The sequence below is a fragment of the Aeromonas sp. V90_14 genome (assembly GCF_029967615.1).
GTDB classification, from domain to species: Bacteria; Pseudomonadota; Gammaproteobacteria; order Enterobacterales; family Aeromonadaceae; genus Aeromonas; species Aeromonas hydrophila.
Genome location: NZ_JASCAS010000034.1, coordinates 52,957 through 76,049 on the forward strand (window position 1 = coordinate 52,957; position 23,093 = coordinate 76,049).

The following is a 23,093-nucleotide window of genomic DNA, read 5'->3' on the forward strand; positions in this document are numbered from 1 at the left end:
AATTGTTACCAAGTAATAAGGACTTACCCCGATTTACCCCTTGATGAAGAGGCTTCCGGCCGGACGACCCGGCAGGGAGCCTCTCTCTCAATCGACGTCCTGATGGCGATGCTGCGGCTTGCTTACAGGCTGCCATTCCCCCAGCAGGCGATGGCATCCCCTACCGAGAACTTGCCCTCCAGCAGGGCGCGGCCGAGGATGATCCCCTTGACCCCTGAACCCTTGAGCGCCTCGATGTCTTCGATGCCGCCAATGCCGCCGGAGGCCTGAAAACCGACGCTAGGATAACGGGCGCAGAGATCCCGGTAGAGCTCAACATTGGTGCCTGAGAGGGTGCCGTCACGGCTGATGTCGGTGCAGAGCACGTGCTTGAGACCGGCGGGCAGAAAGCGCTCGATCAGCGCCTCGATGGTCACCCCGCTGTTCTCCTGCCAGCCAGCCACCGCGATGTGGCGATTGCCCTGGGCATCAATGTTGACGTCCAGCGCCAGCACGATGCGCTCGGGGCCGTATTTCTCCATCCAGCTGGCCACCAGAGCCGGCGATTTGACGGCGGTGGAGCCGATCACCACCCGGCTGGCGCCGGCGGCCAAGAGGTCTGCCACATCCTGCTCGCTGCGCACACCGCCCCCCACCTGCACCGGCGCTTCGGTGGCCGACAGCAGCTGGGCGATGAGGGGGAGCTGGCGCGCCTTGGCATCCTTGGCACCATCAAGGTCCACCAGGTGCAGTTGCACCGCCCCCTGGGAGACATATTCGTCGAAGCGGGCCTGTGGGCTGTCGCTGTAGGCAGTCTTCTGGCCGTAGTCGCCCTGATAGAGCCTCACGACTTGGCCGTTAATCAGATCAATGGCTGGGATAATCATCCTTGTTACAGCTCCAAAAAGTTTTGCAGTAGGCGGGCACCGGCCGCGCCGGAGCGCTCCGGGTGGAATTGGGCGCCAAAGAAATTGCTGCGCTCTGCAACCCCACCCACGATGGCGGTGAAAGGCGTGCCGTAGTCACAGGTCGCCAGCGTCGCTTCGGTCACCTCCAGCGCATAGGAGTGCACGAAGTAGAAGTAGCTGCCGCTCGGGATCCCCTTGAGCAGAGGATGGCTCTCGTCGTGCTCAATCTGGTTCCAGCCCATGTGGGGCAGGCGCAGGTTGCCCACCTCCATCAGCTTGATCCTGCCCGGTACTATGCCAAGACAATCGATCAAGGCATGGGTCTTGCCATCGGTAGCCATGCTCTCTTCGGACGCCTCCGCCAGCATCTGCATGCCGAGGCAAAAACCGAGCAGCGGCTGCTTGGCGGCGCGAATAAGGGGCACCAGCCCCCGTTCGTTGAGATTCTTCATGGCGGCCACCGCGGTGCCGACGCCGGGCAGGATCAGCTTGTCCGCCCGCTCGATGTCGGCAGCCTCGCGGGAGACCTGCGGCTGCACGCCGAGACGCTCGAACGCCATCCTGACCGAGGCCAGATTGGCACAGCCGGTGTCGATAATAACCAGCTTCTGCTTGCTCACATCCATCACAGCACTCCCTTGCTGGAGGGAAGCTCGCTCCCTTCCACCCGAATGGCCTGACGCAGGGCGCGGCCAAAGCCCTTGAACAGCGCCTCCACCTGGTGGTGGGTGTTGCCGCTGCCGACCTTCATCTGCAGTGTGATGGCCATGGCGTCCGAGAGGGAGCGGAAGAAGTGGGGCACCATCTCGGTGGCCATCTCGCCCACGCTGTCGCGGCCAAAACCGCTCGGGCAGTCGAACACGAAGTAGGGGCGGCCGCTCAAGTCGAGCGCGGTGGCCACGTCCAGCTCGGTCAACGAGGGGGCCTGGGCACTGTCATTGGCGCCGTCAACCAGGCGGGGACGACCATCGATCACCGCCAGCACCTCGTCCATCGCCAGCACGAAGCCGAAGCGCCCGATCCCGCGCTTGTTGCCAAGGGCCTGGCGCAGGGCCTGACCCAGGGCCAGCCCCACGTCTTCCACCGTGTGGTGATCGTCGATGTGCAGATCGCCGCTGACTTTCAGCTTGAGGCGAAAGCCCGCGTGAGTGGCTATCTGATCCAGCATGTGATCGAAGAAGCCGATGCCGGTGGCGATCTGGTTGCCGCCGCTCTTGTCCAAGTCCACCGCCACCTGGATACGGGTCTCCTTGGTGTAGCGCTCCACCTCGGCGGTGCGCCCCTTGGCGAGCAGCTGATCACGGATGGCGAGCCAATCGTGATCCTGCGGGTGGTAGCGGATGCCGCGAATGCCCATGTTGTCGGCCAGTTGCAGATCGGTCTGTCTGTCACCAATCACGAAGGAGTTGGCAAAGTCGATGCGACCGGAGGCGAGGTACTCCTTCACCAGCCCGAGGTGGGGCTTGCGGCAGCTGCAGCCATCGGTGGGGAAGTGCGGGCAGATCAGCACCTGCTCCCAGTTCACCCCTTGCGATTCGAACAGGTGCATCATCAGGGCGTGGGGGGGCTGGAAGTTCTCCAGCGGCAGGCTGGCGGTGCCCAGCCCGTCCTGGTTGGTCACCATCACCAGCACGTAGCCGGCGGCCTGCAATTCGCGCAGCACCGGGATCACCATGGGCTCGAAGCGCAGCTTGGCGAGGCTGTCCACCTGCTTGTCGGTGACCGGCTCTTCAATCAGGGTGCCGTCGCGGTCGATAAACAAAAACGGGGTCTTCATCGCTACATCCTTGTCTTAAAAAGAGGGAGAGGGCTGGTCACGCAATACGGCCAGTACGGCATCCATCTCGCCCTGATAGCCGATGGTGACCCGAATGCTGTTGTCCAGGCCAGGCTTGGTCGAGAAATCCCGCAGTATGATGCCGGCGGCCTTCATGGCGGCAAAGACGGCGGCGCCATCCACAAAGCGCACCAGCACGAAGTTGCCCTTGTCCTCGAACACCTCCTTCACGCAGGGCAGGGTTGCCAGCGCGGCCTTGAAGGCGGCTTTTTGCTTGTTGAGTTCCACCACTCGCTCCTGCATCAGTTCCAGTCCCATGGGGGAGAGGGCCTGCGCCGCGATCTGGGCGATGGGCTCGGGGATGGGATAGGGGGCGATCACCTTGGCCAGCATGGCGATCACCTCGGGACTGGCCAGCGTAAAGCCGCAGCGGATCCCCGCCAGGGCAAAGGCCTTGGAGAGGGTGCGGGTCACCACCAGATTGGGGAAGCGGGCCAGCAGGTCAACCACGGACGCCTCGGGGCAGAACTCGATATAGGCCTCGTCCACCACCACGATGGCGCGATCCCGCGCTTTCTCCAGCAGGGCGATGAGACCGTCGCGGCCCACCAGATCCCCGGTTGGGTTGTTGGGGGAGCAGAGGAACACCAGCTTCACGTCGGACAGGCGATCGGCAATGGCGGGCCAGTCAGGCTGGCGGCTGGCGGTCAGCGGCTGCTCGACGATGCCGACGCCGCAGGTCTCGGCGCTGATGGCGTACATGCCGTAGGTGGGCGGGCAGATCAGGATCTGATCTTCACCCGCTTCACAGAAGGTGCGGATCAAGAGCTCAATGGCCTCGTCGGCACCGCGGCTCACCAGCACCTGATCGGGGTTGACTCCGGCGTAGGCGGCATAACCGTTCACCACCTCGGCCGGCTGGCACTCGGGGTAGCGGTTGAGACGGCCGCCCTCAATGGTGAAGGGATAGGCCAGCGGCGCCTCGTTGGCGTTGAGCCAGACGTGGCCCTTGCCGCCGATGCGGCGAGCGGATTGATAGGGGGTGAGGGCCCGCACCACGCGGCGCGCCAGGTTGGCAATGCTCATGACAAATCCTTCTGCTGTGCTGTTTGTTGGGACGTGGCGGCCAGGGCGTTCAACCTGAGGGTGACGGCATTTTTGTGGCCATCAAGCCCCTCGGCCTGGGCGATGCGCTCGACGATGGGACCAAGGCCCTGAATGCCGCGCTCGCTCAGCTCCTGCACCGTGTAGCGGCGCTGATAATCGGCGAGGCCCAGGCTCGAGCAGGTGCGGGCATAGCCATAGGTGGGCAGGGTGTGGTTGGTACCGCTGGCGTAATCGCCGACCGATTCCGGCGTCCATGCTCCCAGGAAGATGGAGCCGGCATTCTCAAGCTGATCCAGTAGATCACGGGGAGCGCGGGTCTGCACAATCAGGTGCTCCGGCGCGTAGGCGTTGGAGATGGTGCACGCCTCTTCCAGATCGTCGCAGAGGATCACCAGACTGCTGCCCAGCGCCTGCGCGGCGATGTCGCGGCGAGTCAGCTTGGCCAGCTGGCGCTTGATCTCGCCGTTGATGGCGTCGGCCAGCAGCGGCGAGGTGGTCACCAGCACCACCTGGCTGTCGGGGCCGTGCTCGGCCTGGGAGAGCAGATCCGCCGCCACGAAAGCGGGGTTGGCGCTCTCGTCGGCGATCACCAGCACCTCGGAGGGGCCGGCCGGCATATCGATGGCGGCGCCGCGCCAGTCGCGAGAAACCTGGCCCTTGGCTTCGGTCACATAGGCGTTGCCCGGGCCGAAGATCTTGTCCACCTTGGGAATGGTTTCGGTGCCGTAGGCCATGGCGGCGATGGCCTGGGCGCCGCCGATGGCGAACACCTTCTCGACCCCGCAGGCGCGGGCGGCGAACAGGATCTCGTCGCTGGCCGGGGACGGGGTGCAGAGCACCACTTCACGGCAACCGGCGAGAGCTGCTGGAATAGCCAGCATCATCACAGTGGAGGGGAGTGGCGCGCTGCCCCCGGGTACGTAGAGGCCGACCCGGCTGATGGGCTGGGTGCGCAGCTCGCACACCACCCCGGGCTGGGTTTCCACCCGCACCACTGGCTGCACCTGGGCGGCGTGAAAGGTACGAATGTTGGCGATGGCCGCCTCGATGGCGCCCTTGATGTCGTCACCCAGCCGGGCACAGGCGGCCTCGATTTCGGCGTCGCTCACCTGCAGTTGCTGGCGCGGGGCGCGCTCGAAGCGCTGGCTCAGCTCGCGCAGGGCCTCATCGCCCCGGCTGCGCACCGCAGCGATGATCTCCCGCACCACGGCGCCGATGTCGGCTTCGTCACTCAGGGCCGGCCGGGTCAGCACGTCGGCCTGCTGGGCGGGGGAGAGGGTCTTCCAGATCAGGGTCTGCATGATGTCCCTTCCTTATTCCATCATTTTTTCGATGGGCAGCACCAGAATGGAGCTGGCACCCAGCGCCTTGAGCTGTTCCATGGTTTCCCAGAACAGGGTCTCGCTGGAGACGACGTGCAGCGCCACCTGGTTGGTCTCGCCCGCCAGCTGCATGATGGTGGGACGCTCGGCGCCCGGCAGCAGATCGGTGATGGCATCGAGCTTGTCCTTGGGAGCGTGCAGCATGATGTACTTGCTCTCGCGCGCCTGCTGCATCCCCTGAATGCGGGGCAGCAGGGTGTCGATGATCTTCTGCTTGGCATCGGACAAGGGGTTGGGCGCCTGTACCAGTACCGCCTTGGAGCGGTAGATCACTTCCACTTCTTTGAGGCCGTTGGCCTCAAGAGTCGCGCCGGTGGAGACCAGATCGCAGATGGCATCGGCCAGGCCCGCGCGCGGTGCTACTTCTACCGAGCCGCCCAGCATCACGCTCTTGAAGCTAAGCCCTTTTTCGTCGAAGAAGCGCTTGAGCAGCCCCGGGTAAGAGGTGGCGATGCGCTTGCCGGCGAGGCTCTGTGGCCCGGTGTAGGTGACGTCGTCCGGTACCGCCAGAGAGAGGCGGCAGCCGCCGAAGTCGAGCTGCTTGAGGGTCTTGACCGCAAAGGGCTGGCCCTGGGAGGCACGGATGAGCTGCACCTCTTCCAGCACGTTCTCGCCGATGATGCCAAGGTCGACCACCCCTTCCATCACCAGTCCCGGGATGTCGTCATCGCGTACCCGCAGGATGTCGATGGGCATGTTCTCGACATGGGCGATGAGGCGCTGTTCGCGCAGGTTGATCTTGAGGCCGCAGCTCTTGAACAGGGCCTGGGAGTCCTGGCTCAGGCGACCGGATTTTTGCATGGCGATGCGCAGACGTTGTGTTTCCATTGCTCGATTTCCTTCTAGTCAAAAACGAAAAAGCCCTCGGAAGTCAGTGCTTCCGAGGGCTTATGAATCTTGCGGTCCTTTTGGAAGTCACCAGTTAAGTGTCTTCCAGCAGTCAACCTCCTGAAAGACTATTCGGGATGATGATGGTGGTGATGAGTCTTCAGGCTGGTGAACTGCATGTAATCAATCCTTTACAAATAAGATGTCGTAGTTGACGCCCGATTTAAACTACCTGCCTTGACGGAAAAAGCAACCGGAAAATGTGATTTGGTCGATTAAAGTTGAGAAAACGGTTTTCTGGTCGATAACTAGACAAGGTGAGCCAGAGGAGGCGACATCATGCCCAGTCAGGACCTGTTATTCCCCATTCTGCCCAGGGCTCCGGCTGCCCCGAGCAGTGACGACATCAAGCGGGAAGTGACCCAGATCAGCCAGAAGCATCAGCTGCGCAAGACCAGCACCGACAACGGTGACTCCCAGCAGCGCCAGCAGCCTTATCCATCGGCCAAGCGTGATCAGCCGGCACCTGAAGAGGACGATCACAAGCCGGATCCCGATCACCAGATCGATCTCTTCGTCTAGGCGCAGAATCAGTCCCGCTTTTGCCACACTTTTGGCATAATGTCCCCTTTTGCTGCGGGACGCCCTTTTGACCATCCAGACCCTGTTCAAGCCAGACGGCCCTCTGGCCAGCCATATCGACGGCTTCAAAGCCCGTGCCCCGCAACTGGAGATGGCCGAGGCGGTGGCGCGTGCCATCAAGGAGCATGGTCGCTTGCTGGTGGAGGCGGGCACCGGTACCGGCAAGACCTACGCCTACCTGGTGCCGGCGCTGGAATCCGGCAAACGGGTGGTGATCAGCACCGGCTCCAAGAACCTGCAGGAGCAACTTTTCTACCGGGATCTCCCCACCATCACGGGGGCGCTCTCCTACACCCCGCCGGTGGCCCTGCTCAAGGGGCGCAGCAACTATCTGTGCATCGAGCGGATGAACCGGCTGCTCAGCGAATCCCACCTGCAAAAACCGGAAGTGCTCAATGATCTGGTCAAGGTGAAGTCCTGGTCCACCGCCACCGACAACGGCGACGTGGGGGATATTCCGGGACTGCAGGAGAACGCCGAGATCCTCGCGCACGTCACCAGCACCAATGAAAACTGCCTCGGTCGCGACTGCCCCTATTACGACGACTGCCATCTGGTGGTGGCCCGCCGCCGTGCCATGGATGCCCAGGTGGTGGTGATCAACCACCACCTCTTCTTCGCCGACATGGCGGTGAAAGACACGGGATTTGGCGAGCTGGTGCCCGAAGCGCAGGTCTACGTGTTTGACGAAGCGCACCAGTTGCCCGAGATCGCCACCAACTACTTCGGCAAATCGGTGGGCAGCCGCACCATCCTGGATCTGGCGCAGGATATCCAGCTCGCCTATCGGGCCGAGGCTCACGACATGGCCCAGCTAGGCAAGGCGGCCGACCGGCTCGCCATCGCCAGCCAGGATCTGCGCCTCGCCTTCGGGGTGGACGGTGGGCGCGGCAATACCCGTGACATGCTGCGCCAGCCGCTCTGGGGCCAGGCGCTGGCCCGCCTCAACGATGCCCTCGGACTCTGTTATGAAGTGCTGAAACTGGCGCTCGGGCGCGGCGAGCAGCTGGATCACTGTTTCGAGCGGATCAGTGAGCTGCGCACCCGCCTTGGCGAAGTGCTGGCCATCAACCAGACCGGTTTCTCCTACTGGTACGACTGCTCGCGGCTGCACTTTACCCTCAACCTGACCCCGCTGTCGGTGGCCGAGCGCTTTGGTGCCGAGGTGCTGCGCCCAGAGGTCGCCTGGGTGTTTACCTCGGCCACCCTGACGGTGGACATGCGCTTTGATCACTTCAAAGCCGAGCTGGGGTTGGCCGGCAGCGCCGAGCTTATTCTCGACAGCCCGTTCGACTATGGCGAGCAGGCGCGGTTGTGCGTGCCGCGCTTTCTGCCCGAGCCCAATGCCTTTGGCCGTGGCGAGCAGCTGGCCAATTTGATGATCCCGCTCATCAACAAGACGCCGGGGGGCTGTTTTTTTCTCTGTACCAGCCATCAGGTAATGCGGCAGGTGGCCGAGGTGCTGCGCCGGGAGATCGGGCGCACCGTCCTGCTGCAGGGGGAGGACAACAAGCAGCGACTGCTCAAGGAGTTCGTCGAGAATGGCCGCGCCGTGCTGGTGGCGACCAGCAGCTTCTGGGAGGGGATCGACGTGCGGGGGGCGGCGCTCTCCTGTGTTATCATCGACAAGCTGCCGTTTGCCAGCCCCGATGATCCGCAGCTTAAAGCGCGAGTGGACGACTGCAAGCTCAGGGGCGGCGATCCTTTCGCCGATATCCAGTTGCCCAAGGCGGTGATCGCCTTGAAACAGGGGGTGGGGCGGCTCATCCGTGATCGCGGTGATCACGGAGTACTGGTCATCTGTGATCCCCGCATGGTCAACAAGCCCTACGGCGCCACCTTCATCAAGAGTCTGCCCGCCATTCCACGGACCCGGGAGCTGGCGATGCTGGGGAATTTCTTCGAGCAGCAGGCGCTCGCCGGGCGGTGATCGTGTTTGCCTTGGCACGGCCGGCCAAGCCTTGCAACATTTTGAAAAACTGCCGGCACTGTCTGCTTGCAGATTATGTAATTGACTGATTTTATAGAGATTGGAAAGCATGAACGAGTTGAAGATCCTGGCCGTTGATACCGCCACCGAAGCCTGCTCCGCCGCCTTGCTGGTGGGGGAGCAGGTGTTCTCCCGCTGGGAGGAGGCGCCGCGGGATCACACCCGCAAGATCCTGCCCATGGTTCAGGCTGTGTTGGACGACGCCGGGATAACCTTGGATGAGCTCGATGCCATCGCCTTTGGTCGTGGTCCCGGCTCCTTTACCGGGGTGCGCATTGGCATCGGTGTGGCGCAGGGCCTGGCGTTTGGGGCCGGCGTGCCGCTGATCGGCATCTCCACCCTGGCCGCCATGGCGCAAGGTGCCCATCGTCTGGATGGCGCCGAACAGGTGCTGACCGCCATCGATGCGCGGATGAACGAGGTCTATTTCGGTCGCTATGAACTGATCGATGGCCGCATGCAGCTGGTGGGCGACGAGGTGGTGAGCGATCCCGCGGCACTGGTTGACGTCCGTGGCAAGCTGGCGGGTCGAGTGACCTGCGTCGGCACCGGTTTTGAGACCTATGGCGAGATTTTGAGCGGTCTTGCCGATGAGCTGGCGGTGAGCAAGGTGCGCTTCCCGGCGGCAGAAGACATGCTGCCGCTGGCGCGCAGCGCCTGGCTGGCTGGTGAGGCGGTGGCGGTGGAGCAGGCGACCCCGGTCTATTTGCGTGACAAGGTGACCTGGAAGAAGCTGCCGGGTCGCGAATAAGGGCGGGAGTGGCAGGCATGTCGCTCACGCCGCTGGGAACATGCCCCATTGCGGGTGGTTGACAGGCCGGTTTCATCCGGCCAGAGGAGCGTGACATGTTGAAGCGTGCAATGGTGATGGGGGCCGCAGGGATCTTGCTTGGTGCCTGCAGCTCGGTTCCGAAAGAGCTGGCCTATGAGCCCGCCAACCAGCTGGTGGCCTACCAGCCGGCCCTTGCCGGCCTGGAGGGCAAACCGGCCCGCTGGAGCGGGGTCATCTCGGCGGTACACAACAAGGCGGATCAGAGCGTCATCGAGGTGGTCTATCTGCCGCTCAAGTCCAACGGGGTGCCGGAGCAGACCGAGCAAAGCCCCGGTCGTTTTCTGGCCATCATGCAGGGCTTTGTCGACCCGACCCTCTATGCCAAGGGACGCAGCCTGACGGTGCTCGGCACCATCGACAAGCCGCTCGACAGCCAGATAGGCGAGCACAAATACCGCTTCTCGGTGCTCAAGGTGACGGGCAGCAAGCTGTGGCCGCCGGTCAAGGAGGTGGAGGTTCGCTATGTGGATCCCTACTTCTACGACCCCTTCTATGATCCCTACTGGCCGAGACGGCCGCTGCGCCGCTAGGACCGGGAGTGAAGACCATGCTGCAGGAGCGCTTCCTGACCCTGGCCGATGGCCGCCGGGTGGCCTTGCTTGAGAGTGAGCCGGTGCCGGGTGAGCAAACGAGCAAACCCTTGCTGGTTGCGCTGCATGGCTGGCTCGACAACAGTGCGAGCTTTGTGCCCCTTGCCCCCTATCTGACCCACTTTCAGCTGGTCTGCATCGATCTGCCGGGGCACGGTCACTCGGATCACAAGAGCACGCCCTATGTGTTCGTCGACTGGCTGGACGATCTCTACCAGATCGCCCAGGCGGCAGGCTGGACGACATTCACGCTGCTTGGTCACTCCCTCGGGGCCTTGATCGCCTCCGCCTATGCCGGGGTCTTCCCCGGGCAGGTGGAGCGACTCATCCTGCTGGAGGGGCTTGGGCCTCTGAGCCAACCTGACGAGGCGGTGCCGGAGCAGCTGCGCCGCGCCATCCTGAATCGCAGTCGCACCCGTGAGCGAGCCTCTCAGGGTTTTGCGTCCATCGATGAAGCGGTGGCGGCGCGCTGCAAGGTGGCCGACATTGGCCCGGATTCGGCACGCCTCATCTGCGAGCGGCAGCTGGCAGCACGGGCAGGGCGCTGGCATTGGCGCAGTGATCCTCGTTTGCGGGATCTCTCCCCCATGCGCATGAGCGAAGGGCAGGCCCAGGCGCTGATCCGGGCCATTGCCTGTCCTGTGCTGTTTATCGCCGGTGCAGAGGGTTTTGCCAGCCTGCAGGCACAGTGGCAACAGCGTCATGCCGCGTTTGCCCAGATAGAGCGGGTCGTTTTGGCAGGAAACCACCATTTTCATATGGAAAATTCGGCAGAGACCGCGGTTTATATCGAAAAATTTTGTCAAATTCGGTAGAATCGACGGCTTTCAATAATTCCAGGTTTGTCTTCTCCCTCACATTTTTCCGTTGTTAATTTGCTGTTAATTGATGTTGCCCTATGTAAATATGGGCGGCATTAGAGTATGAGCTTAAAACAACTGCTTGAAATGGATGTGAACAGGGACGGAGGCAACACAGTGAGCGCACAGGTGCTAGTTATGCAGGAGAAGTTCGTGGAAAAAGTCTGGCTGAAGCGTTATCCAGAAGGGGTGCCCGCCGAGATCAATCCAGACCAATACAGCTCCCTGGTCGAAATGTTTGAAGAGTCGGTGACCGAATTCGCCGACCAGCCTGCCTTCGTCAACATGGGGCAGACCATTACCTACCGTCGCCTCGAAGAGCAGTCCCGCGCCTTTGCCGCCTACCTGCAAAACGAGCTCAAGCTCAGTCAGGGTGACAGGGTCGCCGTGATGATGCCCAACCTGCTGCAGTACCCTATCGCGGTGTTCGGCATCCTGCGTGCCGGCATGATAGTGGTCAACGTCAACCCGCTCTACACCCCGCGCGAGCTGGAACATCAGCTCAAGGACTCCGGCGCCAAGGCCATCGTCATCGTCTCCAACTTTGCCCATACCCTGGAAAAAGTGGTCTACGACACCCCGGTCAAGCACGTGATCCTGACCCGCATGGGCGACAACCTGGGCCTGGCCAAGGGCACCCTGGTCAACTTTGTGGTGAAATACGTCAAGAAGCTGGTGCCCAAATACAATCTGCCCCACGCCAGCACCATGCGCCAAGCGCTGGCCAAGGGGCGTTATCTGCAGTACATCAAGCCCGAGATCAACAACGACGATCTGGCCTTCCTGCAGTACACCGGCGGTACCACCGGCCTCTCCAAGGGGGCCATGCTGACTCACCGCAATCTCATCGCCAACGTCGAGCAGTGCCTCGGGGTATACGGCCCCATGCTGGAACGGGGCAAGGAGTTCGTGGTCACCGCGCTGCCGCTCTATCACGTGTTTGCATTGACCGTAAACTGCCTGCTGTTCATGCGCATCGGCGGTTACAACCTGCTCATCAGCAACCCGCGCGACATCCCGGGCTTTGTCAAAGAGATCAGAAAGTACCCCTTTACCTGCATCACCGGGGTCAACACTCTGTTCAATGCGCTGGTCAACAACGGCGAGTTCCAGTCGATGGACTTCTCCCGCTTGAAGCTGACCATAGGTGGTGGCATGGCTGTGCAGCGGGCGGTAGCCGAACAGTGGAAAGGGCTGACCGATACGCCGCTGCTGGAAGGCTACGGCTTGACCGAATGTTCACCGCTGGTGAGCGTCTGCCCCTATGATCTGCTCGACTACAACGGCTCCATCGGCCTGCCGGTCTGCTCCACCGATATTCGGCTGGTGGATGATGCAGGTCAGGTGATCCACGAGCTTGGCAAACCCGGCGAGATGCAGGTGCGCGGCCCGCAGGTGATGAGCGGTTACTGGCAGCGGCCGGAAGCCACCGCCGAGGTGATGCAGGATGGCTGGCTCTGTACCGGCGACATCGCGGTGTGCGATGAGCAGGGCTTCTTCAAGATCGTCGATCGCAAGAAGGACATGATCCTGGTCTCCGGCTTCAACGTCTATCCGAACGAAATTGAAGACGTGGTGGCGCTGCACCCGAAAGTGCTGGAAGTGGCCGCCGTCGGCGTGCCGCACAAGATCTCCGGCGAGCTGGTGAAGATCTTCGTGGTCAAGAAAGATGCAAAGCTGCAGGAAGACGAGATTATTGCTCACTGCCGCAAACATCTGACTGCCTATAAGGTACCGAAACTGGTAGAATTTCGTGACGAACTTCCCAAGACCAATGTGGGCAAGATCCTGCGCCGCGTGCTGCGCGACGAGGAGATTGCCAAGCAGTAACCGGCGTGGCGCTGCCAAGCAGCATGCCGTCGTTATGCAAAACCGTGGGTCAGCCCACGGTTTTTTCTTTTGGCCCTGATCAACGCGCAGGCACAGATGCACTATCAACTCATTTCACAGCAAGCCGAACTGGATCAGTATCTCGCCTCCCTGGCCGACGTTCCCCTGGCCATCGATACTGAATTCGTTCGCACCCGCACCTACTATCCCCAGTTGGGCCTGTTCCAGATCTATGACGGTGAGCATCTGGCACTGCTGGATCCGCTGGCGCTGGATCTTTCCTCCCTCTGGCAACGGCTCGGCCGGGCAGGGCAGATCGCCATCTTGCACGCCTCCGGTGAAGATCTGGAGCTTATTCAGCATCAGGCGGGCCATCTGCCCAACCAGATGCACGACACCCAGCTGGCTGCCGCCTTCCTGGGTTACGGGGTATCGGTCGGTTTTGGTGCCCTGGTCAACGAGTTTCTCGCGGTGGAGCTGGAAAAGGATCAGGCCCGCACCGACTGGCTGGCGCGCCCGCTGACTCCCCGTCAGCTCGAGTACGCGGCGGCCGACGTGTTTTATCTGCTGCCACTCTACGAGAAGGTGATGGCCAAGCTGCATGAGAGCGGCAAGTTCGCCTGGTTCGAGCAGGAGTGCCAGAACCACTCCGCCCGCAAGACCCAGACCAGCGATCCCCGCCAGGCCTATCTCGACATCGTCAATGCCTGGCAACTGGGGCGCCGCGAGCTGGCTATCCTGCGTGAGCTGGCCGCCTGGCGTCAGCGGGAGGCGGTGCGCCGTGATCTGGCCCTCAACTTCGTGGTCAAAGAGCTGCATCTGTTCAAGGTAGCGGAGCGCAGACCCACCTCGCTGCGCGATCTGAACGAGCTGGGGCTGGCCCCCATCGAGATCAAGATCCACGGCAAACGGATGCTGGATATCGTGGCCGCAGCTCAGCAGAGCGATCCCGACAGCTGGCCCGAGCCCATTCGCCGGCTGGTGGACTACCCCCAGTACAAGGCTGAACTCAAGCGGATCAAGGGGATGGTGGAAGAGAAGGCCAAGGCCAGCAACATTCCGCCCGAGCTGGTTGCCAGCAAGAAGATCATTCACCAGTACTTTACCTGGAGCTGGCGCATGAGCGACGAAGAGCGCGCCCGGGCCGACAAGCCGATGCTGCTGCAGGGCTGGCGCCATGAGCTGGTTGGCCACTTGCTGGCACAGTGATCACAAGATAAAAAAAGGGGCCCTCGGGGCCCTTTTTTTGCCGGTGTTACTGCAGCGGATAGCGGTAGCGAGCCAGGATCTGCCCGTACTCCGGGCTCTGCAGCAGGGCCCGGATCGCCTCATCAAGCCGTTGCAGCTGTTGTGGCGTGGTGGTGCGGCGACTCAACATCAGGTGGACAGGGGTCTGCTGGATGTCGAGCAGGGGGGTCAGTTGATCGAGGGGGAGCCCGGCCAGATTGAGCTGCTGCAACCCCATGGGGTCCATGACAACCCCCTGGATCCGGCCGGCCAGCAGCAGTTTGATCAGCGGTTCCATTTTCAGCCTGACCAGCAGTCGCTGCTGCATCTGGGGTGACTGCATGAAGGTGCGAAAATCGGTGCCGTAATCAAAATCACGCAGCAGGCCGATGGTGAAGTCCGGCCGGGAGAGCAAGTCGGAGAGCCGGGTTATCTCCTGCCAGCGCCCCTTGTCCTGACGGCGGATGAGCAGCACGGTCTCTTCATTGCGATAAGGCAGGGTAAAGCGGGCATACAGGTCGCGCTCGGCGGTCTGGTTGGCGGACATGGTCAGTTGAATGGTGCCGAACTCCAGCTCGCGCAGCACGCGGGCCCAGGGCATCTCGCTGTAGTTGGCGTGAAACCCAGCCCGGTTGAAGATGGCTTCCAGCAGGTCGATATCCAGCCCCTGCAGTTGCTGCCGTTCGTCGCGAAAGCTGAACGGGTGCCAGCTTGACCAGCCTACCAGCAGCGACTCCTGCGCCCAGGCGGAGCAGCACAAACACCATAACAACAAGACTCTGTACACGGAGATGTCCCTGTTCAGCGTGGTTGTTGTTGATTATTGAATAGAAATGTCGGGCTGACCAGCCCGCAGAAGAGGATGCACGGACGTGCATCCCTCAGAGTTCGTGGGCGTGGAATCCCTTGCGATAGCGGGCTTCGCAGCGCGGGCAGCGTTGCAGGGTCGGGTCCTGTTCCAGCTGTTCGATGGCCAGCGGCTCCTCGCAGTCGGAACAGAGGCCATAGAGGCCCAGATCCATCTGACAGAGGGCGGCATCGATACGCTTGAGGCGAGCCACGCTCTGCTCCACCCTGGGCAAGTCGAGGCGGCTGGTCAGATCAACCAGTTGATCCCGCTCGCAGTGATCCACCTTCTCTGCCCACTCGTCACGCCGACAGGCTTTGAGCTGACCGATCAGCTCTTCTCTTACTTGCGCCCAGTCAGTCAGCAGGCGATCACGCCACACGGCCAACTGAGCTTGCGTCATTTCACACACACTAGCCCCCAACAGACGAATTACGAATCTGGGGCAGTATAGGGAAGCGACAGGATTATCAAGATGATATGCGTCAAGTAAAGGACGGTTAGATCACAGTTTTCGACGCCTGCAGCAAGGCATCCCGGATGGGATGGGTCTCCTTGAGTACCCGGATTTCCCCAAACAGCCGATCCGCCTCGGGATACTCCCGTTTGAGATAGCTGAACCACTGCTTGATCCGGCTCGGGTAGTAGTCCGCCTTCTCGCTCGCCAAGTCCTGCTCGGTGTAGCTCACCATCAGCTGCAGCACCTCGGCCCAGCTCATGTGGGCACAGCCGGTCTTCATCACGTTGGCCAGATTGGGCAGGGAGATGGCGCCGCGGCCCACCATCAGGGTATCGCAGCCGGAGACTTGGGCGCAGGCGAGGGCATCCGCATGATCCCAGATCTCGCCGTTGGCGGTGACGGGGATGGGCAGGGCTCGGCGAATGGCGTCCACATACTCCCAGTGGGCCGGCGCCTTGTAGCCTTCGCGCTTGGTGCGGGCGTGCACGGCCAGCTCGTTGGCGCCGCCTTGATGAACGGCCTGGGCGTTCTCCAGATAGAGCTCCTTGTCATCGTAGCCGAGGCGGATCTTGGCGCTCACCGGCAGGTGGGCTGGCACCGCCTCGCGCACCGCCTTGACGATGCGATAGATTGTCTCGGGCTCTTTGAGCAGCACGGCGCCCCCCTTGCTCTTGTTGACCGTGGGGGCAGGGCAGCCGAAGTTGAGATCGACGCCAGGGGAGCCGAGTTCGATGGCCCGCAGCGCGTTTTCGGCCAGCCATTCTGGGTGCTGGCCCAGCAGTTGTACCCGCACCGGGGTGCCGGCTTGAGTCTTGCCGTCCTGTTTGAGCTCGGGGCAGAGGCGATGGAACACCTTGGCCGGCAGCAGCTGATCGACCACCCGGATGAATTCGCTGACGCAGAGGTCGTAATCGTTGACGGAGGTGAGCACCTCCCGCATCAAGTGATCCAGCACCCCCTGCATGGGGGCCAAAATAACGCGCATAACCGGTTCCGAAGGGCAAACAGAGAAAAAAGAGCGCAGATTGTAGTGGTAACGGGACAGGTTGTCAGCCGTCACACCATGGGAATGGGCCATTATTGGCGCGTAAGCCCCGTGATCCGGGGCATCAGTTGCCGTGATAATGGGAATCGTTGTCAACATGGGGGCGGATCCTGTTAGGATGACGCAAGGGCATGGTAAGAGGGGTTGTGATGAAACGTTGGTGTTTGATGGGGTTGGGCTGGCTGGCATTCGTGACCGGCATCATCGGCATCGTGCTGCCCCTGCTGCCGACCACCCCCTTCATGCTGCTGGCGGCGGCCCTGTTTGCCCGCTCGTCCCCTCGTTTCCACCGCTGGCTGCTGGCCCACCCCTGGTTCGGGCCGCCCATTGCCGACTGGCAGCAGTATCGCGGCATTCGCCGCCATGCGCGGCGGCGCGCCATCCTCTTCATTCTGCTCTCCTTCTCGGTGTCGCTGGCGGTAGTCCCCCTGCTGTGGGTCAGGCTGCTGCTCATTGCCATAATGGTGATCCTGCTCACCTGGTTAATGCGTCTGCCAGTGCTGGAGCCAGTTGCAATGGAGAAGTGAAGTCCCTAAGCTATTGCGGCAATAATGCTATGGAGTCGGCCTGTCATTTTTGCGTGACGGGCCTTTTTATTTCCCGCTGGCGGGAAGCTGAGAGAAACGACCATCTGCGTCGAAAAACAAACGGTCAAACCATGAATCCGGAAACCCTGAAATTTATCGAAGCGAGCATCAAGACCATTCCCGACTATCCGAAGCCGGGCATCCTGTTTCGCGACATCACCAGCCTGATCGAGAATGCCGATGCCTTCAAGGCCACCATCGATCTGCTGGCCAATCACTATCGTGATCAAGGGATCACCAAGATTGTCGGTACCGAAGCACGCGGCTTCATCTTCGGCGCGCCGGTTGCCTACGCCATGGGTCTGGGCTTCGTGCCGGTTCGCAAGCCGGGCAAGCTGCCCCGCGCCGTCATCGAAGAGTCCTATGCCCTCGAATACGGCACCGACACCCTGCAACTGCACACCGACGCCATCGTGCCCGGTGACAAGGTGCTGGTCGTGGACGATCTGCTGGCCACTGGCGGCACCGTCGATGCCACCGTCAAGCTCATTCGCCGCGCTGGCGGTGAAGTGGTGGATGCCGCCTTCATCATCTCCCTGCCGTCCCTCGGTGGTGACGCCCGCCTGACTGCCGCCGGCGTCAAGGTAGTTTCTCTGGTCGAGCTGCCGGGCGAATAAGCCCTCAGTCTGACCAAGCAGGCAGGTCTCGTCAGCCTTGCCTGCGTCCAGACCGGTGCCCGTACGGGCATCGGTTTGAAATTCAAGCGATCCCTCCCGCCCTGTCCGATAGCCGATACAGCCCGCCCCGCATTTGTGTTAGCATCCAGCCTCAATGCCTTGTCATCCCTGCATCGAGATCTATGAGCTATCAGGTTCTGGCGCGTAAATGGCGCCCCCATACGTTTGAACAAGTGGTAGGCCAGCATCATGTGCTGACCGCCTTGACCAACGCCCTGGATCAGGGACGGCTGCATCACGCCTATCTGCTGAGCGGCACCCGCGGGGTCGGCAAGACCACCATCGCCCGCATCCTGGCCAAGAGCCTCAACTGCGAGCAGGGGATCAGCAGCCACCCGTGCGGGGTGTGCGACACCTGCCGCGAGATCGATCAGGGCAACTTCGTCGATCTGCTGGAGATCGATGCGGCGTCCCGCACCAAGGTGGAAGATACCCGCGAACTGCTCGACAACGTGCAGTACCGGCCGGCCCGTGGCCGCTTCAAGGTCTACCTCATCGATGAAGTGCACATGTTGTCGCGCCACAGCTTCAACGCGCTGCTGAAAACCCTGGAAGAGCCGCCCCCCTATGTGAAGTTCCTGCTGGCCACCACGGATCCGCAGAAGCTGCCGATCACCATCCTCTCGCGCTGCCTGCAGTTTCATCTGAAGAGTCTGGATCAGACCCAGATCGCCAAGCAGCTCGAATGGGTGCTGGATCAGGAGGGACAACCCTTTGAACCGCGCGCCCTGCTGGCGCTGGCCAAGGCGGCCGACGGCAGCATGCGCGACGCCCTGAGCCTGACCGATCAGGCGCTGGCCCACGGCAATGGCAGCGTGCGCCTCGACAGCGTACTGGCCATGCTGGGCACGCTCGATCATCGCCATCTGCACCAGCTGCTGGAGGCGGTGTTGCGCCAGGATGCGCCGGCCACCATGGCCAAGATCACCGAAATTGCCACCCTGGGTCCCGATTTTGATCAGCTGCACGCCGAGCTGGAAGGCTTGCTCCATCGCATCGCCATGGCGCAGCTGCTGCCGGCCACCGTGCAGGAGCAGGGGGCAGATGCCGATGCCCTGCTGCAGCTGGCCCAGGCCATGAGCCCGGAAGAGGTGCAGCTCTGCTATCAAATCGTGCTGGGCGGCCGTAAAGACTTGCCCTGGGCGCCCGATGGCCGTACTGCGCTGGAGATGACCTGCCTGCGGATGCTGGCCTTCTCGCCCCGGCGTGAAGTACTGCACCCCGCCAGCCTGACGGCGCAACCCCCCGCCATGGGAGGGTTGGCGACAGAGGCGAGAAGTGGCGCAGCGGCGCCGGGAAAGCCCCAGGGGGCTGAGCCGGCCCCGGCTGCCAGTGCAGCGCCACAGGCTTCGTCTGCGGTTGCAGCCGCCGCGCCTGCAGCGACTATTACCCCTGCAGTCATGGCCGAGCCAGCAACTGTCGAGCCAGCTTTGGAGAGACAGGATAACGGCGCCGAGCTGCTGTTTGCCGAGCAGGATGAGTTGCTGCGCGAGGCCGAGCAGATGGGCTACGAGGCGGCGACGTTGCCGGCCGCGTCCGGCGAAATGCCGGCAGAGCCGTCTGTGGTTCCTCCCTCAGTGCCTGTCATGGCCGAGCCCGAATCAATCCCGCAGGCCGAGGTGGTGGCCGACGCAGACACCGTCCCCTCGACGGTCTCCAGCATGCAAAGCCTGCTTGGCAAGCGCAATCTGTTGCGCAGCCGTCTGCGCAGCGAACCGTCTGTGACGACCACCTCTGTGCGCACAGCGCCCGCCAAACCGGTGGCTGCTGCCAGACCGGCAACTGCGATACAGCCAGCCGCCGCCACGCCAGCCCCGGCTTTCGAGCCGCAACCGGCGCGGGTTGATGGGCAAGGGCAGGCGTCTGCCCGGCCAGCTCCGCAGACGGGGTATGACGACTTGCCGCCGCTCGATGCCTATGAAGAGAGCGGCAGCGACTACGAAGAGTATTTGAGCCAAGGTTTCAGCGATGCGTTTGCCAGCGCCCCTCTGCCGGAGCGGACTGCCCAGGTGGCGCCACCGGCGCCTGTCCCCGCGGCCGTGGCACGTCCTCAGTCAGACGATCTACCGCCCTGGGATCTGGAGGGTAGTGCACCTCGGCAGGTTAGCGCTGCGCCTGTTGCAGCCCCCGTGACGGCCCCTCGCGAGGTCGTTGCCAGCGAGCCGGTGCCTGCGGCCTCGGTGATGGAGACCATCGACTGGGACGAGCTGGAGGGGGACAGCCAGCCGCAAGCGGGAGAAGTGGCGGCCAGATTGATCCCGTCCTCTCTGCTGAACAGCTGTGGCGATCCCTGGGCCGAGCTGATTGCCCGCACCGGTGTCGGTGGTCGGCTGCGTCAGCTGGCCATCAACTCGGTCATGAGCCTGCAGGGGGACAAGGTATTGTTGACCCTCAAACCGGAGCAGCGCCATCTGATCAGCGACAGGGCGCGCGCCGATCTGGCCGAGATCATCGGCCCCGAGCTGGGGCAACCGGTGCAGGTGGAGGTCACGCTGGGCAGTGTGCCCGAGCAGGAGACGCCGCTGGAGATAGAACATCGCCTCTATCTCGGGGTGCGTGAGCAGGTTACCCGGGATCTGGAGCAGGATCCCAACGTGCAATTTTTGCAGCAGCGATTTGGCGCCGTGCTTCACCACGACAGCATAGAGCCGCTGAGTCGCTGACAAACACCATGCCGGGCTTGGTGCCCGGTTGAAAAATGGTTTGGCTGTCCCCACTTAGGACGGGTAAACCCACGGCCCGGCGCTGGATGCCGGATTTCAAGACGAGAGACGACATATGTTTGGTAAAGGTGGAATGGGGAACCTGATGAAACAGGCCCAACAGATGCAAGAGCGCATGCAGAAGATGCAAGAGCAGCTTGCCCAGATGGAAGTGGTCGGTGAAGCCGGCGCTGGCATGGTCAAGGTCACCATGGCCGGCAGCCACAGCGTGCGCCGCATCGAGATCGACCCGAGCCTGATGGAAGATGACAAAGAGATGCTGGAAGATCTGGTGGCCGCAGCCGTCAACGATGCCGTGCGTCGCGTGGAAGAGCAGAACAAGAGCAAGATGGGCGAACTGACCGGCGGCATGCAACTGCCCCCCGGTTTCAAGATGCCGTTCTAAGCTCGGCTTGGTAAGTGCGCCGTACCGCGTTTCTTGCGCACTATGGCGTGACCAGACAACACAGCGGATACAGAAATGTATCCGCTGTGTTTTTTTATCCGGTTTGCAAGGCGATAGCCGGTCTTGTTTGTTCGCCTGCTGGCGCGCAACTGCGAAGTGCTACCCAGCTATGCAGGAGGGTACTCTCAAGGAAGGCAGCGTCCCTTCACCCAATAGATGGCTCGGACATCCTTGTCCACCCTGGGGTGGCCTGTCGCCAGCAGCCGGTAAGGCTGCTCTGCCAGCAGTTGGGCCAGCTGGAAATGCGGGTCATCCTGGTTGATGAGCAGGCTGGTATAGACGGGGTCCTTGCAGGTCAAAATAGCATTGAGGCGGGCCTTGTCGACATTGGTTATTTGCCAGTTGCCATATACCGAAAATAATCCGCGCTCGGTTTCACCAAATTGCCAGCCGGCAATATTGGCCCGTTGTTCTAGCGGTATTTTAAACAAGAAGTGTTGGGTGTCATCTTTCATATTCTTGGCAGCATCAATGGCAGGGTAGGCCAGAATAAATGTCAGCATAAACATAATACCGGCTGCGCTGGCCAGCAAGGTTGCGCCGTGTATTTCACGCCAGCGCCACAACTGTTCTACCGCAAAGATAAGCAATATGGCCGCAAATACATGTCGCCAACCCAGCGTACTGATGACCCTGAGCACATTATCGGGTATTTCCAGCGGCAACAGCGGCAGATAAAAGGGGGCCATCAGCAACGCCAGTGCAAACAGGAACATGAACAAGGTCCAGCCACGGCCATAACCATTGAGCCAGCGAGGCCAGCAGACGCTCAGTTGGCCGATCATCAGGGCAAAGACCGGCATCAATGGAAAGAGGTAGAGAGTCCGCTTGGTGGAGGCGATGCTGAGCAGCAGCAGGGTGCCCAGCGCCCAGCTCAGCAGAAACAGGCGGGAGGCGCTCCACTGCTTCTGCCTCAGGGTCTGCCAGCACCAGAGCAGTACCAGGGGCAGCCAGGGCAGGGTGTATTCGGCCAGCCCGCCAAGGTAAAAGAGGTATTCACCGGGCTTGATGTGACCGAGTTCGGCCGAGCTGCCCGTCAACCTGCCCACCTGATTTTGCCAGAACCACTGCTGCCAGAGCGACTCCCCCTCAGGATGCTGCCACAGGGCCAGCAGCCAGCCGGCGATGGGGGCGACAAACAGGAGGGTCATGCCGAGATGCTGTATCACGAAGCGGCCTCCCTCCTGGTGTGCAAGATGGCGTTTGAGTGCCGGCAGAAACAGCGCCAGCCAGCCGAAGAAGAGGGTGATGGGACCGATGGGGCCCTTGACCAGAAAGCAGAGGGAGAGCCCAAGTCCCGCACACCAGAGCATGTGCTGGCGTTCCGCCAGATACCATTCGGCAAATGCCCACATGGTGAAGGCGACGAAAAAGGCGAGGCTGGTATCGACCCGGATCCAGTGGCTGTTCATGATGAAGCCCTCCATGGTACCCAGGGCGATCACCGACCAGAGGGCGGCAGTGCTGGAGCCAAGTACCCGTCTGGCCAGCAGGCCGGTGAACAGCAGGGTTGCCATGGCCCACAGAGCTCCCACCAGACGCAGCGCCACTGTGACGCCGAGGCTGTCGTGCAGCAGGGCAAGAAAGGGAATGGTGAGGATGTAATAGAGGGGCGGTTTTTCGATGAAGCTGCTGCCGCCCAGCGTCGGGATGGCCAGTTCACGGCTGGTGAACATCTCCCAGGCGATGGCCGCCTCGCGAGGCTCGTCGGGCGTCCACAACTGGTGCCCAAACTGACCCATCAGGGTGATGGCCAGCACCATCAGCAATAATCCGTGCAGATGCGTATTCGGGGCTGTGCTAGTGGGCTGCATGAGGGCCTCTCGGCAGGCAAGGCTGTGCTTTGATAACGTACAGACTAACATCCGTGGTCTGAGAATGGGTCATGGTAATATCCATATAGATGAAGGCTCACCACAATAAAATATCGATAGTCAATCTAGTATCATATATTATGACGGATGCTAATGAACAAGTTGTTACCAAATATTACTTAAGAGGTTCACCTTTATTGTGGTGAGACATTTTGTCTTGCTTTGCCACTTGCAACATAAATGCATTGATTGCTTCACTTATTCTTTTTCTCTGTAGTCGTCAATGTGCTTGACGAGCCATGGATAAACATACCGGCCATATTTGATACCGCTGACCGCTTCTATGTTTTTATTTTTCATATCGGTTTTCTGGAGCTCGATATGCGCGACTCCTGATGGAAGGTGCACCAGGTATCGAGGCAATCTCGAAGGTAGGCAGAGCAGATGCATTGCGTTGGGATCTTCGCTTGACTGGAGACGTCAACAGCAAGTGAGGTGATAGCGTCTTTTGGGTGTGCTCATTCTGCAGCCAGATCACCACCA

The 23,093-nt window shown here is 61.6% G+C and carries 21 protein-coding genes and 1 other annotated feature; of the genes, 11 read left to right on the top strand and 10 right to left on the bottom strand.

Going from position 1 to position 23,093, the window contains the following annotated elements; genetic code table 11:
- Positions 1-122: 122 nt before the first annotated feature.
- The 6 genes from hisA to hisG are packed head-to-tail and all read right to left on the bottom strand — an operon-like array spanning position 123 to position 5,981.
- Entirely contained in the window at positions 123-866 is a 744-nt protein-coding gene (gene hisA, locus QLG02_RS13825; RefSeq protein ID WP_029300840.1) for a 1-(5-phosphoribosyl)-5-[(5-phosphoribosylamino)methylideneamino]imidazole-4-carboxamide isomerase, read from the bottom strand.
- 5 nt (positions 867-871) lie between these two features.
- Positions 872-1,513, bottom strand: coding sequence for an imidazole glycerol phosphate synthase subunit HisH (gene hisH / locus QLG02_RS13830; RefSeq protein WP_282465437.1), 642 nt, complete (start codon positions 1,511-1,513; stop codon positions 872-874).
- The gene (gene hisB / locus QLG02_RS13835) at positions 1,513-2,664 is read right to left on the bottom strand and encodes a bifunctional histidinol-phosphatase/imidazoleglycerol-phosphate dehydratase HisB (RefSeq protein WP_282465438.1); all 1,152 of its coding nucleotides are present in this window, start codon (positions 2,662-2,664) and stop codon (positions 1,513-1,515) included. The genes hisH and hisB overlap by 1 nt, the downstream gene beginning before the upstream one ends.
- A 15-nt stretch (positions 2,665-2,679) precedes the next feature.
- A complete protein-coding gene (gene hisC / locus QLG02_RS13840; protein ID WP_282465439.1) occupies positions 2,680-3,750 on the bottom strand; it encodes a histidinol-phosphate transaminase in 1,071 nt (356 codons plus the stop codon).
- The gene (gene hisD, locus QLG02_RS13845) at positions 3,747-5,072 is read right to left on the bottom strand and encodes a histidinol dehydrogenase (protein ID WP_282465440.1); all 1,326 of its coding nucleotides are present in this window, start codon (positions 5,070-5,072) and stop codon (positions 3,747-3,749) included. The genes hisC and hisD overlap by 4 nt, the downstream gene beginning before the upstream one ends.
- 12 nt (positions 5,073-5,084) lie before the next feature.
- Positions 5,085-5,981, bottom strand: coding sequence for an ATP phosphoribosyltransferase (gene hisG, locus QLG02_RS13850; RefSeq protein ID WP_011706053.1), 897 nt, complete (start codon positions 5,979-5,981; stop codon positions 5,085-5,087).
- A 28-nt stretch (positions 5,982-6,009) separates the two neighbouring features.
- Positions 6,010-6,134: a sequence feature (His leader region), on the bottom strand.
- Positions 6,135-6,320: 186 nt separating this feature from the next.
- Here hisG and QLG02_RS13855 point away from each other — a divergent pair.
- From QLG02_RS13855 to rnd, 7 genes are all read left to right on the top strand, one after another.
- On the top strand, positions 6,321-6,563 hold the full coding sequence (locus QLG02_RS13855; RefSeq protein WP_011706055.1) for a hypothetical protein: 243 nt from the start codon (positions 6,321-6,323) through the stop codon (positions 6,561-6,563).
- 67 nt (positions 6,564-6,630) lie between these two features.
- The gene (locus tag QLG02_RS13860) at positions 6,631-8,553 is read left to right on the top strand and encodes an ATP-dependent DNA helicase (RefSeq protein WP_024945368.1); all 1,923 of its coding nucleotides are present in this window, start codon (positions 6,631-6,633) and stop codon (positions 8,551-8,553) included.
- A gap of 109 nt (positions 8,554-8,662) precedes the next feature.
- Positions 8,663-9,364 carry a tRNA (adenosine(37)-N6)-threonylcarbamoyltransferase complex dimerization subunit type 1 TsaB gene (tsaB, locus tag QLG02_RS13865; protein ID WP_282465441.1) on the top strand — a complete coding sequence of 234 codons (702 nt, stop codon included), beginning with the start codon at positions 8,663-8,665 and terminating at the stop codon, positions 9,362-9,364.
- 95 nt (positions 9,365-9,459) lie between these two features.
- On the top strand, positions 9,460-9,975 hold the full coding sequence (locus tag QLG02_RS13870; protein WP_011706059.1) for a Slp family lipoprotein: 516 nt from the start codon (positions 9,460-9,462) through the stop codon (positions 9,973-9,975).
- A gap of 8 nt (positions 9,976-9,983) precedes the next feature.
- A complete protein-coding gene (locus QLG02_RS13875) occupies positions 9,984-10,850 on the top strand; it encodes an alpha/beta hydrolase (RefSeq protein ID WP_282465442.1) in 867 nt (288 codons plus the stop codon).
- Between the two features lie 198 nt (positions 10,851-11,048).
- The gene (fadD, locus tag QLG02_RS13880; protein WP_348994633.1) at positions 11,049-12,725 is read left to right on the top strand and encodes a long-chain-fatty-acid--CoA ligase FadD; all 1,677 of its coding nucleotides are present in this window, start codon (positions 11,049-11,051) and stop codon (positions 12,723-12,725) included.
- Positions 12,726-12,821: 96 nt separating this feature from the next.
- Complete coding sequence (rnd, locus tag QLG02_RS13885) at positions 12,822-13,934, top strand: ribonuclease D (RefSeq protein WP_282465444.1); 1,113 nt, start codon at positions 12,822-12,824, stop codon at positions 13,932-13,934.
- Positions 13,935-13,980: 46 nt separating this feature from the next.
- On the opposite strand, the gene QLG02_RS13890 is transcribed toward rnd, so the two are convergent.
- The 3 genes from QLG02_RS13890 to dusC all read right to left on the bottom strand — a co-directional run bounded on the left by QLG02_RS13890 (position 13,981) and on the right by dusC (position 16,244).
- Complete coding sequence (locus QLG02_RS13890; protein ID WP_282465445.1) at positions 13,981-14,739, bottom strand: transporter substrate-binding domain-containing protein; 759 nt, start codon at positions 14,737-14,739, stop codon at positions 13,981-13,983.
- A gap of 94 nt (positions 14,740-14,833) precedes the next feature.
- Positions 14,834-15,202, bottom strand: a complete 369-nt coding sequence (locus tag QLG02_RS13895) for a conjugal transfer protein TraR (protein WP_282465446.1) — start codon at positions 15,200-15,202, stop codon at positions 14,834-14,836.
- Positions 15,203-15,299: 97 nt separating this feature from the next.
- Positions 15,300-16,244: a tRNA dihydrouridine(16) synthase DusC gene (gene dusC / locus QLG02_RS13900; protein ID WP_282465447.1), complete on the bottom strand. Its 945-nt coding sequence runs from the start codon at positions 16,242-16,244 to the stop codon at positions 15,300-15,302.
- A gap of 209 nt (positions 16,245-16,453) precedes the next feature.
- Here dusC and QLG02_RS13905 point away from each other — a divergent pair, with 209 nt between their 5' ends.
- The 4 genes from QLG02_RS13905 to QLG02_RS13920 all read left to right on the top strand — a co-directional run bounded on the left by QLG02_RS13905 (position 16,454) and on the right by QLG02_RS13920 (position 20,676).
- Positions 16,454-16,831 (top strand): YbaN family protein, encoded by a 378-nt coding sequence (locus QLG02_RS13905; protein ID WP_011706066.1) that lies wholly within the window; start codon positions 16,454-16,456, stop codon positions 16,829-16,831.
- Between the two features lie 131 nt (positions 16,832-16,962).
- On the top strand, positions 16,963-17,508 hold the full coding sequence (gene apt / locus QLG02_RS13910; protein ID WP_016350746.1) for an adenine phosphoribosyltransferase: 546 nt from the start codon (positions 16,963-16,965) through the stop codon (positions 17,506-17,508).
- 182 nt (positions 17,509-17,690) lie between these two features.
- A complete protein-coding gene (dnaX, locus tag QLG02_RS13915) occupies positions 17,691-20,231 on the top strand; it encodes a DNA polymerase III subunit gamma/tau (RefSeq protein WP_282465448.1) in 2,541 nt (846 codons plus the stop codon).
- A gap of 115 nt (positions 20,232-20,346) precedes the next feature.
- Positions 20,347-20,676, top strand: a complete 330-nt coding sequence (locus QLG02_RS13920; RefSeq protein ID WP_011706069.1) for a YbaB/EbfC family nucleoid-associated protein — start codon at positions 20,347-20,349, stop codon at positions 20,674-20,676.
- Between the two features lie 185 nt (positions 20,677-20,861).
- Here the strand turns inward: QLG02_RS13920 and QLG02_RS13925 are convergent, their stop codons facing one another.
- Positions 20,862-22,550 (bottom strand): phospholipid carrier-dependent glycosyltransferase, encoded by a 1,689-nt coding sequence (locus QLG02_RS13925; protein WP_282465449.1) that lies wholly within the window; start codon positions 22,548-22,550, stop codon positions 20,862-20,864.
- Positions 22,551-23,093 lie beyond the last annotated feature (543 nt).

What these genes read in the sequence shown, in the direction of transcription:
- hisA (WP_029300840.1), bottom strand. Translation starts at nt 866, where the DNA reads ATGATTATCCCAGCCATTGATCTGATTAACGGCCAAGTCGTGAGGCTC.
- hisH (WP_282465437.1), bottom strand. Translation starts at nt 1,513, where the DNA reads ATGGATGTGAGCAAGCAGAAGCTGGTTATTATCGACACCGGCTGTGCC.
- hisB (WP_282465438.1), bottom strand. Translation starts at nt 2,664, where the DNA reads ATGAAGACCCCGTTTTTGTTTATCGACCGCGACGGCACCCTGATTGAA.
- hisC (WP_282465439.1), bottom strand. Translation starts at nt 3,750, where the DNA reads ATGAGCATTGCCAACCTGGCGCGCCGCGTGGTGCGGGCCCTCACCCCC.
- hisD (WP_282465440.1), bottom strand. Translation starts at nt 5,072, where the DNA reads ATGCAGACCCTGATCTGGAAGACCCTCTCCCCCGCCCAGCAGGCCGAC.
- hisG (WP_011706053.1), bottom strand. Translation starts at nt 5,981, where the DNA reads ATGGAAACACAACGTCTGCGCATCGCCATGCAAAAATCCGGTCGCCTG.
- QLG02_RS13855 (WP_011706055.1), top strand. Translation starts at nt 6,321, where the DNA reads ATGCCCAGTCAGGACCTGTTATTCCCCATTCTGCCCAGGGCTCCGGCT.
- tsaB (WP_282465441.1), top strand. Translation starts at nt 8,663, where the DNA reads ATGAACGAGTTGAAGATCCTGGCCGTTGATACCGCCACCGAAGCCTGC.
- QLG02_RS13870 (WP_011706059.1), top strand. Translation starts at nt 9,460, where the DNA reads ATGTTGAAGCGTGCAATGGTGATGGGGGCCGCAGGGATCTTGCTTGGT.
- rnd (WP_282465444.1), top strand. Translation starts at nt 12,822, where the DNA reads ATGCACTATCAACTCATTTCACAGCAAGCCGAACTGGATCAGTATCTC.
- QLG02_RS13895 (WP_282465446.1), bottom strand. Translation starts at nt 15,202, where the DNA reads ATGACGCAAGCTCAGTTGGCCGTGTGGCGTGATCGCCTGCTGACTGAC.
- dusC (WP_282465447.1), bottom strand. Translation starts at nt 16,244, where the DNA reads ATGCGCGTTATTTTGGCCCCCATGCAGGGGGTGCTGGATCACTTGATG.
- QLG02_RS13905 (WP_011706066.1), top strand. Translation starts at nt 16,454, where the DNA reads ATGAAACGTTGGTGTTTGATGGGGTTGGGCTGGCTGGCATTCGTGACC.
- apt (WP_016350746.1), top strand. Translation starts at nt 16,963, where the DNA reads ATGAATCCGGAAACCCTGAAATTTATCGAAGCGAGCATCAAGACCATT.
- dnaX (WP_282465448.1), top strand. Translation starts at nt 17,691, where the DNA reads ATGAGCTATCAGGTTCTGGCGCGTAAATGGCGCCCCCATACGTTTGAA.
- QLG02_RS13920 (WP_011706069.1), top strand. Translation starts at nt 20,347, where the DNA reads ATGTTTGGTAAAGGTGGAATGGGGAACCTGATGAAACAGGCCCAACAG.
- QLG02_RS13925 (WP_282465449.1), bottom strand. Translation starts at nt 22,550, where the DNA reads ATGCAGCCCACTAGCACAGCCCCGAATACGCATCTGCACGGATTATTG.